Source organism: Streptomyces sp. NPDC055078, assembly GCF_053607985.1.
On the sequence record NZ_JBSGUP010000019.1, the window covers coordinates 1 to 13112 of the forward strand.

Consider the following 13112-nt stretch of genomic DNA (forward strand, 5'->3'; position numbering starts at 1 on the left):
GCCGGCATCGAAGCCGACGAACTCACCGTCCACACCCCCGACCTCGACGACGTGTTCTTCGCCCTGACCAGCGGCACCGGCCGCTCCGACAAGGAAGGTGTGACGGTCCGATGAGTTCCCTCTCCCTCGCCGTACGCGACTCGTCCACGATGCTGCGCCGCAACCTCCTGCACGCGCGGCGCTACCCGTCCCTCACCCTGAACCTGCTGCTCACACCGATCGTCCTGCTGCTGCTCTTCGTCTATGTCTTCGGCGACGTGATGAGCGCGGGCATCGGCGGCGGCGGAGCCGACCGCTCCGACTACATCGCCTACGTCGTGCCGGGCATCCTGCTGATGACCATCGGCGGCACCGTGGTCGGCACCGCGGTGTCCGTATCGAACGATATGACCGAGGGCATCATCGCCCGCTTCCGTACGATGGCGATCCACCGCGGTTCCGTCCTCATCGGACACGTCATCGGCAGCGTGCTGCAGTCGATCGCCAGCGTGGTCCTCGTCGGTGCCGTCGCCGTGGCCATCGGCTTCCGCTCCACGGACGCCACTGTCCTTGAGTGGCTCGCGGCGTTCGGCCTGCTCGCGCTCTTCGCCCTGGCGCTCACCTGGATCGCGGTCGGCATGGGCATGATCAGCCCGAACGCCGAGGCGGCCAGCAACAACGCCCTGCCGCTGATCTTCCTCCCGCTCATCTCCAGCGCCTTCGTCCCGGTCGACGCGATGCCCGGCTGGTTCCAGCCGATCGCCGAGTACCAGCCCTTCACCCCGACCATCGAGACCCTGCGCGGCCTCCTCCTCGGCACCGAGATCGGCCACAACGGATGGATCACCATCGTCTGGTGCCTGGGCCTCGCCGCCCTCGGCTACCGCTGGTCCAAGGCGATGTTCAACCGCGACCCGAGGTGACCGCGCGGGGCCGCCTCCCCGCAGCCGGTCCCGCCCCAGGGCGGCGTACACCGACACCGCGTCGGAGTGCGCCGCCCTTTGGGCGTGCTCCGCCGCCTGCGGATCCCGTGGTCAGCCTTCGGCCTTCTCCCAGACCGAGACATGCCGGTGGCTCTCGCTCGTGAACGCCTCCCGCGTCCATCCGTCCCACCGTTCGCACAGCCGCAGCCCGGCGAGCTGGGCCATCAGGTCGAGTTCCGACGGCCACACGTACCGGAAGGGAATCGACCGGTACTCGCCGCGGCCGTCGACCACCTTGACGTAGTTCGAACTCATCGACTGGGTGGCGACGTCGTAGATGTCGAAGGCCCAACGCGTCGGGCTCACATGAAAGGGAACGGCGTTCTGCCCGGCGGGGAGCTTGCGCAGTTCGGGGACCGCGACCTCGATGACGAAGCGGCCTCCGGGCTCCAGATGGGCCGCGGCGTTGCGGAAGCAGGCCACCTGTTCCGCCTGCGTCGTCAGATTCATGATCGTGTTGAAGACCAGATACGCGACGGAGAACGTCCCGTCCACCCTCGTCGTCGCGAAATCACCGATCGTGACATCGATCGCGTCCCCGCCCGGCTTGGCCCGCAGCCGGTCCACCATCGCCCGTGACAGGTCGATGCCATGGACCCGGACTCCGCGCCGTGCCAGCGGCAACGCGATGCGCCCTGTCCCGATTCCCAGCTCAAGGGCCCGGCCACCGTCGGCCAGACCCGCCAGAAAGCCGACCGTCGAATCGATGACGTCCGGCGCGAACATCTCCCCCTCCGACTCGTCGTAGGTCGCCGCGACACGCGCTCCGAAGTAGCCGTCCTCATCGTCCATCGCCAGACCGTACGGCGAGAGCCCTTCGCGCCGCGCGCGAATATTGACGCGACGGGTTGTCGGTCGAGGACGTGGCCGAACCCGCCCGCCGGGCCCGGCTCAGGTCAGCGTGGTCACCGCGTACTCGGCCGCCTCCGCGAGCAGGGCCTCGTCGTACGCGGCGTCCCGGGCCGGCTTGCTGGACATGATCGCGACGAGGAGCGGTGCCGCCCCCCGCCCGGCCGGCCAGACGACGGCCATGTCGTTGAGGGTGCCGTAGTCGCCCGTACCGGTCTTGTCGGCCACGGTCCACCCCCGGGGCACACCAGCCCTGATGCGCCGGTCGCCGGTGGTGTTGCGCTCCAGCAGATCGCGGAGGAAGGCGCGCTGGGCGCCCGGCAGGGCGTCCTCCAGCACGATCTTCCGGTAGTCGGTGCCGAAGGCCCGGGGTGATGTGGTGTCGCGGACATCACCCGGGGTGGCCTCGGTGATCGCCGGTTCGATCCGGTCCATGCGGGTCACCGTGTCGCCGAGGCCGCGTGCGTACGCCGTCAGCCGCTCGGGCCCGCCCAGCTCGCGGACCAGCAGATTGCCCGCCGTACCGTCGCTGTAGCGGACCGCCGCGTCACAGAGCTGCCGGATGGTCATGCCGGTGGCCACATGGCGCCGGGTGACGGGGGAGTGCTTCATCAGATCGGCCCCGCCGTACCTGACGACCGTGTCCAGATACGCCATCGGCTTCCCGTCCAGGACCGCTGCCGCCGCCACCCCCTTGAACGTCGAGCAGAACGCGAACCGTTCGTCCGCACGGTGCTCGACGGCCGCGCCCGTACGGATGCTGGTGGCGTACACCCCAAGCCGCGCGCCGAACTTCTTCTCCAGCGCCATCAGACGGTCATGGCGTACGGGTGCGGCCCCCGTAGCGGAAGCGCCGGGCGTCGCGGGGGCGTCCGGGGAGGCCGCCGCGGGCTTCCCGTCCTCCGCCGTGCACGCGGCCAGCGGCAGGAGCGCCGCCGCCCCGAGGAGCGCGCGGCGGGTGAGGGCCGGGTGCGGCCGTGTCATGTCGTCCTCCCGAGGGTCGCTTCGACCGTAACAAGCCCCCGGGCGGCGACATCAGCGGTTGACCGGCGCGGCGGGCCCAGCGAGATCCAAACGAGAGGTCCTAGCCGAGTACGGCGTCGACGAGCTGACTCCGCTGCTGCCCAGGTGATCAGGGGCGGTACGGCCTGAACCGGCCGGTGCGCTGACGGCCGCTACCCTCGCCAGCCATGAGCGACGACCTCCAAGGCCGCGGACCGGTCCTCGACGCCTCCGTTGTGGTGGCACGCGATGCCGATGGCCTCGTGGCCGTCTTGAGCGCAGACTTCCCCGGACATGGCGGCGAGTACCTTTTCCTCCCCGGCGGCCGTAGGGAGCCGGGCGAGGACACTGAGGACTGCGCGCGCCGCGAACTCCTCCCTCCTTCTGTCCGTTGTGCCGGTGGCGGCATAGTCGCGGCCGTTGCCCACCACCGGGGAGGTCAGGCGGCGCCGGCGGGTTCCGGATGACGGCCGAAGCCGCCGTGCGGTCAGCGGTTGCCCGTCCAGACGATCCGGTCGGCGAAGCCGCCGCGCTCGCTCGCCTTGGCTTCGCGGATCTTCTCCAACTGGTCCGCGTCGACCCCCAGGTCAGCGGCGAGCGCGCGCACGACCTCCAGCACGTCCGCGAGTTCCTCGGGCGCCGACTCCTCGTCCGACTCCAGGAACTCAGCGACTTCCTCGCCGAGCTTGTCCCGCAGCCTGTCGCGGTATTCCTCCGGGACCGCGGTGTAGGTGACCGGCTCGGCCCCGTCCTCCCGGATGATCTGCGGAATCCGGTCCCGCACCAACTTCCCGGCCTTGCTGTAGCGGTCCAAAGGTCGCCCTCCCGCGCATGTCGCCGTGAGGCGGTCGCTGGGTGCCGCCCCTCATGCCGACGCAGCCTAGGGAAGACGCCTCACGACTCGCCTTGAGAACCGCCAATCCCATCCGTTCGGAGCGTTACGCGCCTATGGTGCTCCCCGTCGTGGCGGACGGGGAGCAGGGTGCGTCAGTCGAGGAAGTGGTCGAACTCGCCCGCTTTGACGCCGTGGATGAAGGCGGCGAGTTTGGCGCGGTCGGTGGTGATGACCAGGGCCGGGGTGTCGCTTTCGCGCAGCAGGATGCTGTTCTCGTGCTGGGCTATTTCGACGCAGTTCGGCCCGTCCCCGCCGGAGAACGACGACTTCTGCCACTCGATCGATGCGCTCATGACGACCTGCCTCTCAGAGTTCTCGTGCGATGTGATGGATGAGCTGCCGTGACTCGTCAGGATCGAGCGAAGCGTGTGCGGCCATGTTGAGCAACATCCTGTACTTCCTCAGTTCGGCGTCCACCCCCAGGAAGTGGCTACCGGTCACTCCGTCGATCTGAACCGTGTCCAGTTGCGGCACGATTCCGCTCGCGTAGAGGACGGCCTGGGTGACCTCGATGAAATCGTCGCTCGTGAACGGGATCACGCGAACGGTGACTCTGGGCCGTTCGGAGACTTTCATCAGGTGCTCAAGCTGGTGGCGGGCGACTTCGCGCCCGCCGAACCGCATGCGCAGCGCGGCCTCGTGAATGATGGCGTCGAACTGAGGTGGGTCTTCACGATCGAGGATTGCGGCACGCCTCATCCGATGTGTGACCCGGGCCTCGACCTCTTCGTCCGGCAGCCTGGGCCATACGCCGGTGAACAGGGCTCTGGCATAGCTCTCCGTTTGGAACAAGCCGGGCAGAGTGACGCCCTGCATGGCGCGGAGGGCGCGGGCGTGCCACTCCAACTCGGCGATATCGAGGAATCCGGGGGACAAAATGCCCCGATATTCGTCGAACCAGTGCTGGCCTCGACGCTCGCGTGTGATCTCACTCAGGGCCTCGACCAGCCGGCTGTCGTCGCACTGGTAGAACGTGGACAAACGCCGCAGCCGCTCTTCGCTGACGCCGATCCGGCCTGCTTCAAGGTGGCTGATCTTGGCCTGGTCGACCGACAGCAGGCCGGCGGCCTCCTTGGCCGACTTGCCTGATGCCTCGCGCAGTTTGCGCAGTTCAGAGCCTAAGCGGACCTGACGCACGGTCGGGTTGTCCCTGGGTGGCATGAGTCCCCTCCTGAATCGTCTGAGGTGTTCTGCGTAACCGTGCCATGACAGCGCCCGATATCGCGAGCTTTGGCCATGGCTTGCTACGGAGGCTTTTTGCTCCCTATGGTCTTCGCAGCACCGCGTAGCGCGTCAGTAACCGACCGCAGTGCAGCCACCCCCGCACGCCCACCTCACAGGCGTACGGCACGGCCAAGCCACGGCGACGGGCGATCGCGGACTCCAACTCCGTTGGGAGACACGGCATGACACCCTCATCTCAGTCAGCAGCGTCATCAGCCTTAACGTCGGAACCGCCGGCCGGAGTCGGGCGGATCAGGATCGACATCCCCAACACCCCGGCGGCGGCCAGAGGCGCGCGGGCCTGGCTGGCCGGGGCGGTGGGGGCGGTGCATCCGCAGGTCGCGGAGGATGTGCTGCTGTGTTTGTCGGAGGCGGTGACGAATGCGCACCGGCATACGAGCACCGCCACGATCCGTATCGACACGGTGATCACTGTCCGGGCGGTGCTGGTCCACGTCCACGACAACCGGCCGGACCCGCTGCCCAGACCCGAGGAACAGCCACGGCTCGGCCTGGAGCACGGGCGCGGGCTGACGCTGATCGACGCGTGTGCGGATGAGTGGGGAGTGACCGTGCTCGGGGGCAACCGGCCCACGGGGAAGGCGGTGTGGTTCACGCTGCTGGGGCGACGGGCGGGCGCGGGCTGATGCCGGTCGTGGTCCCGTTGACGCTGTGGGCGCTGGTCACCGCGCCCGTAGGACTGCTGGCGCTGGTCCATCTCATACGGCGGCCGGAGGCGCCCGGACCGCCGACACGGAGGCCGGTGCCGGTGCCGGAGCCGGTGACCGGGAGCTGGTGGGGTACGCCGACGCCACCCCATGTGCGGGAGCACTTCGCGGCCCTGCGCGGCGAGGACACCGTAGGCGTACGGCCCTATGTGGAATCAGGACGCGGGCGGGGGTTCGGCCTCCAGGTGGGGCAGGAGGCGGTCGAGCCAGTGGGGGGTCCACCAGGCGGACCTGCCGAGGAGGGTCATCACGGCGGGGACCAGGAGCAGGCGGACGATGGTCGCGTCGATGAGGACGCTCGCGGCCAGACCCAGGCCCAGCATCTTCACGACGATGTTGTCGCTGATGACGAACGCGGCGAAGACGCTGACCATGATGAGGGCCGCGCAGGTGATGACCCGGGCGGTGATCTCCAGGGCGTGGGCCACGCTCGCCCGGGGGTCGCCCGTGCGCAGCCAGGCTTCATGGATACGGGAGAGCAGGAAGATCTCGTAGTCCATGCTCAGGCCGAAGACGATGGCGAACATCATCATGGGCACATAGCTCTCGATGGGGACCTCGCCCGACACCCCCAGCGCCGGACCGCCCCAGCCCCACTGGAAGACGGCGACGACCACCCCGTACGAGGCCGCGATCGACACCACATTGAGGACGGCGGCCTTCAGCGCGACGAGCGGGCCCCGGAAGACGACGAGGATCACCAGGAACGCGAGGCCGACGACGACGGCGATGATCAGCGGCAGCCGCTGGGAGACGATGTCGAGGAAGTCGACCTGGGCGGCGGTCGTACCGGTGACGTACGTACGGGCGTCGGTGCCGGAGACGGCCGCCGGGAGGGTGGTGCCGGTGAGGTGGTTGACGAGTTCGGTGGTGCGCTCGTCCTGCGGTGAGGCAACCGAGTAGGCGGTGGAGAGCAGGACATCGCCGTCGGAGGTCGGGGCCAGTGGGGTGATGGTCGCCGCGTTCGGTACGTCCGCGAGGGCCCCCTGCGCCTGGGCGGACAGCGCGGCCCGGTCCGACTGCGGGACACCGCTCTGGTCGATGACGATGGTCAGCGGGCCGTTGGAGCCGGGCCCGAAGGCCGAGGACATCAGATCGAAGGCGCGGCGGTCGGTGAACGACTTCGGGTCAGCGCCGTCGCCGATATGGCCGAGCTGGATGAAGAAGATGGGGAACGCGAGGACGGCGAGCACGACCACCCCGCTGACCAGGAACCACCACGGCCGCCGCTCCACCCGCTGGGCGTACCGGTGCCAGCCGCCGTGTGACTCCTGGCCCGGCTCGGTGTCGGTCCCGGTGTCGGTCTTCGTGTCGGCCGGCGCGTAGGGCTCCGCGTCGGTCTCGGCGATCGGGGTGCGTCGTACCCGCAGCCGGTCGAGGTGGCGGCCCATCAGCCCCAGCATCGCCGGTACGAGGGTGATCGCGCCGAGCACGGCCGTGACGACGGTGACGGCGGCGGCCAGCCCGAGTTTGCCGATGAAGCCGATACCGGAGACCCACAGCCCGGACAGCGCGATGATCACCGTACAGCCGGAGAGCAGAACGGCGTGCCCGCTCGTCGCGGTCGCCTTTCCGGCCGCGTCGACCGGGTCGTCCCCGTTCATCAGGTTCTGGCGGTGGCGGGTGACGAGGAAGAGGGCGTAGTCGATGCCCACCCCGAGGCCGATCATGGTGGCGAGGGTGGGCGAGACGGTGGCGAAGGTGGACGCGGCGGCCAGCAGCCCCAGCAGCGCCAGTCCGCACACGACACAGATCAGGGCCGTCACCAGGGGCAGTACGGCGGCGACCACACTGCCGAAACCGATGAGCAGTACGAGGATGGCGACCGCGAACCCGATGGCCTCGCTCGTGCGGTCGTCGGCCTCCGGGCGGGCGAGTTCGCCGAGCGGGCCGCCGTACTCGACGTCGACGCCCGCCGCGCGCAGCGGCTGGACGGCGGAGTCGACCCCGTGGAGGTAGGACTCGCCGAGGGTGGATGGCTGTACGCCGAAGCGGACGGTGATGTACGCGGTCCTGCCGTCGGCGGAGAGCGGGCCGACCGGCGTGGACGTGACGGTCAGGGGGTTCTGCGCGGAGAGTACGTCGGGCAGTTTCTGGACGGCCGCGACGGCACTCGCCATCGGGTCGGCCGCCTGGGTCAGCGGCTGGTCGTCGTGCAGAACGATCTGGCTGCTGTAGCCGCCCGCCGCCGGCTCATGCGCCCGCAGGACGTCCAGGCCGTCCTGCGACTGGGTGCCGGGGAGGGAGAAGTCGTCGGAGTAGTCGCCGCCGTAGGTGTGGTGCACGACCTGGAGTCCGGCGAGTGCGGCGATCCACAGCATGATGACGACCACCGCGTGCTGCGCACACCACGCACCGGTCCGGCGCAGCACACCCCTTCGGGCGGGCGGGGCACTCCCGGGGGCGCCCGGGGCTTTCGGCAACGACATGCGTACTCCCGACCCGGGCCGGCGCGCTCGCGTGTGCTCCGGCGGGGGCGGCCGGAGAGGGTGTATCGGATACCTCGGGATCTCGGGTGTCCCGGATGTTCTGGAGATCCCGGATGCCTCGGATACAGGTCATTCAAGTCCGGTACGGGCGGCGGGGCACCCCGGCGCGGGGGAACGGGTGACGGGCGCGGACCGGGGCGGGCCGTGCCGGGCGGCCTGGCGGGGGATGCGCAGTGCGGGACCGGGGCACGCCCGCGCCGGACCGGGGCACACCCGCGCACCCACCGGGAGAGCGGCCCGGGACCCCGCGCCCCCTGTGACGTACATCACTCCACCTCTCCGGGAACTCACCACCCTCCCCATCCGACTCCCTGGAACGACAAGCCCCATGCGTCCGACCGGTCGAGGGGCCCTCAGCCGAGGAGCGGAGCCGAGCCGATGCAGCAACCGGACAGCGGACGGACCGCTCCAGGGCCGGACACCGGAACCGGGCGGGACATCCCCGGGCCCGGGACACCCGCCGACGGGCGCGTCGCCGAACGCGTCGCCGAACGCGCCGGGGAGCGCGCCGGGCGGATCACCCTGCGGTCCGATCTGCGCGCGAGCGTCCTGGACGGGACGGTCGCGCTGGTCATCACCGCGGCGGTCTTCGTGCTGCTGTACGTCCGCATCAAGGCGAAGACCTCGTCGACGATCACGGTCATGCCGTTCATGGACGACGCGGGCAGCTTCTGGATCTACTTCCTCAGCCAGGCGTTCGGCTGGTCGGCGCTGCTGTGGGCCTGGGGCACGGTCATCCTCGGTCTGCTGCTCTCCGGCCCCCGCCCCGCCTGGCTCCCGCTGTCGGGCCCCCGGCTGGAACGCCTCCACCGCACCACCAGCCTCAATACGATGGCCCTGATCGCCGCCCACGCGCTGGCCTTCGCCGCCGAACTGATCCGCTACGACGACGACACCTGGTACGCCGCCACCTGGACGGCGTTCATCGAGACCTTCGTCCCCGGCGGCTACGACTCCGGTACGGGCAAGGTCGCCATCCCCATCGGCCAGGCCGCGCTCTATCTCGCGATCCCCCTCGGCCTGCTCTTCTACATCCGCCACCGCATCGGCCCCAAGACCTGGCGGGTGCTCCACCGCGGCGTCATCGTCGTCTATGTCCTCAGCGTCTGGCACACCCTGCTGTACGGGACCAACGTCTGGTACGACGGCTGGTTCCGCACCACCATCTGGCTGCTGCAACTCCCCATCGCCGCTCTCCTCCTGATACGCCTGCTCCGCCCCGCGCGCCGTTCCGAACGGCTGCGCGCGCCCCGATCGCACCCCGGCTCGAAGGGGGGCTGGGGGCTGCGGCTGACCGGCCGGGTGATCGCGGCGGGGCTGGTCGCGCTGGTCCTGGCCGTGGTGCTCTCGGGCCGCGACGGCGGCCGGGCCGAGCCTCCGGACGACACCTCGTCCACGCATGAGCACGACTAGCCACAGGTGATGCGACCAGCGGGTGCTGGCCGAGGACTTGAACGTCGGATGACCTGTGACCGTCTTCCGCTCACAGGCCATTGCAGCCACCATGGAACCGGACGCCGAGTCGCGGAATCGTCACGTCAGGGGGCACCACGGTATGGCAGAGTCTGAGAAAGACTTCTGTTCCGATCTCGTTGATCTTTCCGGGGTCTCACTGGGCGAACTCCACTCCAGTGATGACCCGTTGCTGCGACGGTCTTTGCGCCAGGTGGACGACCGGGTGTGCGTCGCCTTCGGGGCGCTCGACGCCTCCAACAGCGAGGAGATGAGACTGCTGCGACGGCCCAGGTCGAAGCAGCGGTCGCGGTGAGCGCTGGGCGGTTACAGCCCCACCGGCTCCCGGAGGAGTCGCTCAGATCGATCGCCACCGGCACCGCGGACGCACCGGAGCTGCGGTTGCTGCGCTCCGCCCAGCGCAGCCAACTGCTGCTTGTCCTGCGGTCGTTGCTCCTCCGCGCGGACGCGGTGGCGCACCGGGGGAGAGGTGGCTCGGCGCGGGCCGCCTGGGCGGTTCTGGCCGCCGCCGAGGAGCGCGATCCCGGGGCCGTCGACGCGGTCATCGGCGATCCGTCCGTCATGGCGTGGGCCCTGCGGCTGCTGAGACGGCTCAAACGACTCGGAAACGAAGCGGCCGAGCAGGCCCCGCCGGCCCCGCTGTGGGCCGACCTCGGACAGTTCCACTCCCTGGCCGCCGCGGCGGCGCTCCACGCCGGGATGACCGTGGTGCTCCGGGTGCCCGCCCATCGCGGCCTGATCTGGCTGCCGGGCGCCGGGGTGGCGGGCCCGGTCGCCCGCCGCCGCTGGAGCGAGGCCGAGATCAGGATCGAGCGGGCGGGCGCCGTCGTACGGGGTGAACTGGCCGAGCTGAAACTGCCCCGCCCGCTTCCGGAGACCGCCGAGGGGTGGCAGCCGAGGGTGCCGCTCGCCCTCGCGCCGGTGCCGGACCCCGCCTCCGTACCGGTGCCGGACCCCGCCCCCGAACCTGCGCGGGACCTCGACTCCGTACCGGCACGGGACCTCGCCTCCGCGCCGGTGCCGGTGCCGGTGCCGGTACCGGACACCGCTACCGCGCCTGCGCCGGACCTCGGCCTCGTGCTGGACACCGTGAGCCCCTACCGCGATCTCACCGTTCCGCTGCGCTCCCCCACGTCCGTCGGCGAACGGCGGCTGGGCCTGTGGCGCGAGAGGATCACCGGGGCGCGGGCGCTGCTGGCCCGTGAGTCCCCGGCGGAGGCGAGGGCCGTCACCGAACTCGTCCGCACCGTCGTCCCCCGGCCGTCGCCCGCCGTCCGGGGCGCGTGGGTGGCCAGCGCGTCATCGGCGGACGCGTTCGGGGCGGTCGCGCTCTCCCTCCCGTACGACGACGTCCAGGCCGCCGCCGTCCTGGTGCACGAGAGCCGCCACCAGCAGCTCAACGCGCTCTTCAGCCTGGTGCCGCTGCTCAGCGAGCCGCCCGGCGGGACAGCCGCGTACGAACTGTTCTACGCGCCCTGGCGCAGCGACCCCCGGCCGCCGCCCGGACTGCTGCACGGCGTCCACGCGTTCGCCGGAGTGGCCGGGTTCTGGCGGGCGCGGCGGGGGTTCGCGACCGGGACGGAGGCGGCGCGGGCGCACTTCGAATTCGCCGTCCTGCGGGAACAGGTGGCCGAGGGCGTCGCCGCGCTGCTGGCGAGTGACGCGCTGACCAAAGCGGGCAGGCTCTTCGCGGCGGAGGTCGCGGGGCTCGTCGGCGGGTGGCGGGAGGAGGTGGCCGCCGAGCCCGCGCGGCTCGCCCGGCACTACTGCGCGTTGCGGCGCGCGCTGTGGCGGGTGCGGCACCGGGAGATCGCCGACGCCGACGCGTCCGAACTCGCCGACGCGTGGCGGGCGGGGCGTCCGGCTCCGGCCCTGCCGCCCGTGGTGCTGCGCCCGCGTCTCGACGCGATCCGCACCGACACCTTCGGCCCGCTGGCCCGGCTCCGGCTCTCCGCGCCCCGGGCCTTCGCCCGGCCGCCGCGGGGGGCCGACGCCGTCCACGGCGCGGAGAGCGCGGCGGTGGCGGGCGACGCGGAAGGCGCTCTGCGGGCCTATGCCCACTGGCCCGCCGACGATCCCGAGGCGTGGATCGGCTCCGCCCTGGCCCTTCCCGCGGCGGACCGGCCCCCGGGCGCCGATCTGCTGCTGGCCCGCCCCGAGACGGTGGCCGCGGTCCACACCGCCCTCATCGCCTTGGGCGCGTACCGGCCCGACCCGCTGCGGGTGGCCGCGTGGCTCGACGCGGTGAGTCCGCGCGCGTCCGTGGGTTCCGCACACCCTGCGGGCGTGTCCTCAAACGCCGGACGGGCTGGTTTTGTCGGCCCGGTCCGCGAGGTACGGCGGTGACAATCCAGCCTCGCCTGGGGGTCCCTCCCAGGCGAAGCTCTGGGGGAGTTTGAGGCGCGGGGTTCGGGGCGGAGCCCCGGGAGGGCCCGCGCCCGGCGGCCGGATCACAGCAGTCCGGCGTCCCGCCAGATCCCGCGGCCCCGGTTGTCGAACGCCCCGACCTCGTCCAGGAAGTCGGTGAGCCGCTTGGCCCCGTTGCGCAGCACCTCACGGCGGTGTTCGCTGGCCCGCGCCTGTTCCAGGGCGCGGCGCCGGTCGAGACCGCAGTCGGGGTAGACCTTCGGATTGACGAAGGTGCGGACGAACACCCGGGCCAGTTCCCCGGTGACGGTACGGGTCAGCCGCAGCTCCAGCCGTCCCGCGCCCGCCATCTGACGGCGCAGTTCCTCCTTCGCGTACCGCACATGGCGGGACTCCTCGATGACATGGATGCGGGTGACGCCGCGGACGAGGGGCTGGACGCGCTCGTCGGGAAAGGTGAGGCGCTGCATCCAGTCGATGACCTCTTCGCACAGCAGCGTGAAGACCAGGGAACAGGCCGTCGTCGAACACGACTTGAAGACCCGGGTGAGATTCTGCGTAAAGGGGGACACGGGGTAGACGGGGGTGCCCGACTTCGTCAGGAACCTGGCGAACATCATCGAGTGCCGGCACTCGTCCGCGATCTCGGTGAGGGCGTAGCGGACATGCTTGCTGGTGACCGGCTTGTCATAGATGTGCCGCAGCAGCAGTTGCATGACGACGATCTCGAACCAGATGCCGACCGAGGACAGTGACGCGCTTTCGACCCGGGCGAGACGATGACGCTGTTCTTCGGTCATCCCCTGCCACAGCGGGGTGTCGTAGAGGGAAATCAGCTCGGGCGGCCAGAACCATTTTCCGTCCTCGAAAGGCGCGTCCCAGTCCAGCTCGCGGTCCGGGTCGAAGGAATGTCGCAGGCTCGCCTCCAGGAGGCGCTGGGCCACCTCCTCGCGGTCCTTGAACGCGAGCTGTCCCGCTGTGGGCACCGGGGTCCTTATGGTCATAGAGATTCCCTGAATACTCATACAAGCCGACCGGGTGGATGCTCGGGCCACGGGAATTCGCCGCCCGGCAACGGTCTTTATATCGCCAGCGGATGACCGATTCGCCCCGCACTGACCAC

13 protein-coding genes and 1 pseudogene are annotated in these 13112 nt (G+C 70.6%); 7 read left to right on the forward strand and 7 right to left on the reverse strand.

Translation table 11 applies throughout. The features are described from left to right. A pseudogene (locus ACWF94_RS03225) lies at nucleotides 1-114 on the forward strand (ABC transporter); the annotation flags it as partial. After that, nucleotides 111-902 (forward strand): ABC transporter permease, encoded by a 792-nt coding sequence (locus ACWF94_RS03230; RefSeq protein WP_453484164.1) that lies wholly within the window; start codon nucleotides 111-113, stop codon nucleotides 900-902. The pseudogene ACWF94_RS03225 and the gene ACWF94_RS03230, both read left to right, overlap by 4 nt. 111 nt (nucleotides 903-1013) lie before the next feature. On the opposite strand, the gene ACWF94_RS03235 is transcribed toward ACWF94_RS03230, so the two are convergent. Continuing rightward, a complete protein-coding gene (locus tag ACWF94_RS03235) occupies nucleotides 1014-1754 on the reverse strand; it encodes a class I SAM-dependent DNA methyltransferase (RefSeq protein ID WP_453484166.1) in 741 nt (246 codons plus the stop codon). A gap of 99 nt (nucleotides 1755-1853) precedes the next feature. Further along, nucleotides 1854-2795 carry a class A beta-lactamase gene (bla, locus tag ACWF94_RS03240; protein WP_453484167.1) on the reverse strand — a complete coding sequence of 314 codons (942 nt, stop codon included), beginning with the start codon at nucleotides 2793-2795 and terminating at the stop codon, nucleotides 1854-1856. Nucleotides 2796-3001: 206 nt separating this feature from the next. Between bla and ACWF94_RS03245 the strand changes: the two genes are divergently transcribed. Further along, the gene (locus ACWF94_RS03245) at nucleotides 3002-3280 is read left to right on the forward strand and encodes an NUDIX domain-containing protein (protein WP_453484169.1); all 279 of its coding nucleotides are present in this window, start codon (nucleotides 3002-3004) and stop codon (nucleotides 3278-3280) included. Nucleotides 3281-3300: 20 nt separating this feature from the next. Here ACWF94_RS03245 and ACWF94_RS03250 read toward each other — a convergent pair whose 3' ends face one another. The 3 genes from ACWF94_RS03250 to ACWF94_RS03260 all read right to left on the reverse strand — a co-directional run bounded on the left by ACWF94_RS03250 (nucleotide 3301) and on the right by ACWF94_RS03260 (nucleotide 4869). Beyond that, a complete protein-coding gene (locus ACWF94_RS03250; RefSeq protein ID WP_453484171.1) occupies nucleotides 3301-3627 on the reverse strand; it encodes a nucleoside triphosphate pyrophosphohydrolase in 327 nt (108 codons plus the stop codon). A 173-nt stretch (nucleotides 3628-3800) separates the two neighbouring features. After that, entirely contained in the window at nucleotides 3801-4001 is a 201-nt protein-coding gene (locus tag ACWF94_RS03255) for a DUF397 domain-containing protein (protein WP_453484173.1), read from the reverse strand. Nucleotides 4002-4014: 13 nt separating this feature from the next. Continuing rightward, nucleotides 4015-4869: a helix-turn-helix domain-containing protein gene (locus tag ACWF94_RS03260; protein ID WP_453484174.1), complete on the reverse strand. Its 855-nt coding sequence runs from the start codon at nucleotides 4867-4869 to the stop codon at nucleotides 4015-4017. A gap of 245 nt (nucleotides 4870-5114) precedes the next feature. On the opposite strand from ACWF94_RS03260, the gene ACWF94_RS03265 reads away from it, so the two are divergent. After that, nucleotides 5115-5579 (forward strand): ATP-binding protein, encoded by a 465-nt coding sequence (locus ACWF94_RS03265; protein ID WP_453484176.1) that lies wholly within the window; start codon nucleotides 5115-5117, stop codon nucleotides 5577-5579. Nucleotides 5580-5815: 236 nt separating this feature from the next. On the opposite strand, the gene ACWF94_RS03270 is transcribed toward ACWF94_RS03265, so the two are convergent. Further along, the gene (locus ACWF94_RS03270; RefSeq protein ID WP_453484178.1) at nucleotides 5816-8089 is read right to left on the reverse strand and encodes an MMPL family transporter; all 2274 of its coding nucleotides are present in this window, start codon (nucleotides 8087-8089) and stop codon (nucleotides 5816-5818) included. 438 nt (nucleotides 8090-8527) lie between these two features. On the opposite strand from ACWF94_RS03270, the gene ACWF94_RS03275 reads away from it, so the two are divergent. From ACWF94_RS03275 to ACWF94_RS03285, 3 genes are all read left to right on the forward strand, one after another. Then, nucleotides 8528-9562 carry a ferric reductase-like transmembrane domain-containing protein gene (locus ACWF94_RS03275; protein WP_453484179.1) on the forward strand — a complete coding sequence of 345 codons (1035 nt, stop codon included), beginning with the start codon at nucleotides 8528-8530 and terminating at the stop codon, nucleotides 9560-9562. A 142-nt stretch (nucleotides 9563-9704) separates the two neighbouring features. Beyond that, on the forward strand, nucleotides 9705-9917 hold the full coding sequence (locus ACWF94_RS03280; protein ID WP_453484181.1) for a hypothetical protein: 213 nt from the start codon (nucleotides 9705-9707) through the stop codon (nucleotides 9915-9917). Further along, entirely contained in the window at nucleotides 9914-11968 is a 2055-nt protein-coding gene (locus ACWF94_RS03285) for an aKG-HExxH-type peptide beta-hydroxylase (RefSeq protein WP_453484182.1), read from the forward strand. The genes ACWF94_RS03280 and ACWF94_RS03285 overlap by 4 nt, the downstream gene beginning before the upstream one ends. A 104-nt stretch (nucleotides 11969-12072) precedes the next feature. Here the strand turns inward: ACWF94_RS03285 and ACWF94_RS03290 are convergent, their stop codons facing one another. After that, complete coding sequence (locus tag ACWF94_RS03290) at nucleotides 12073-12993, reverse strand: AurF N-oxygenase family protein (protein ID WP_453484184.1); 921 nt, start codon at nucleotides 12991-12993, stop codon at nucleotides 12073-12075. Nucleotides 12994-13112: the final 119 nt, after the last annotated feature.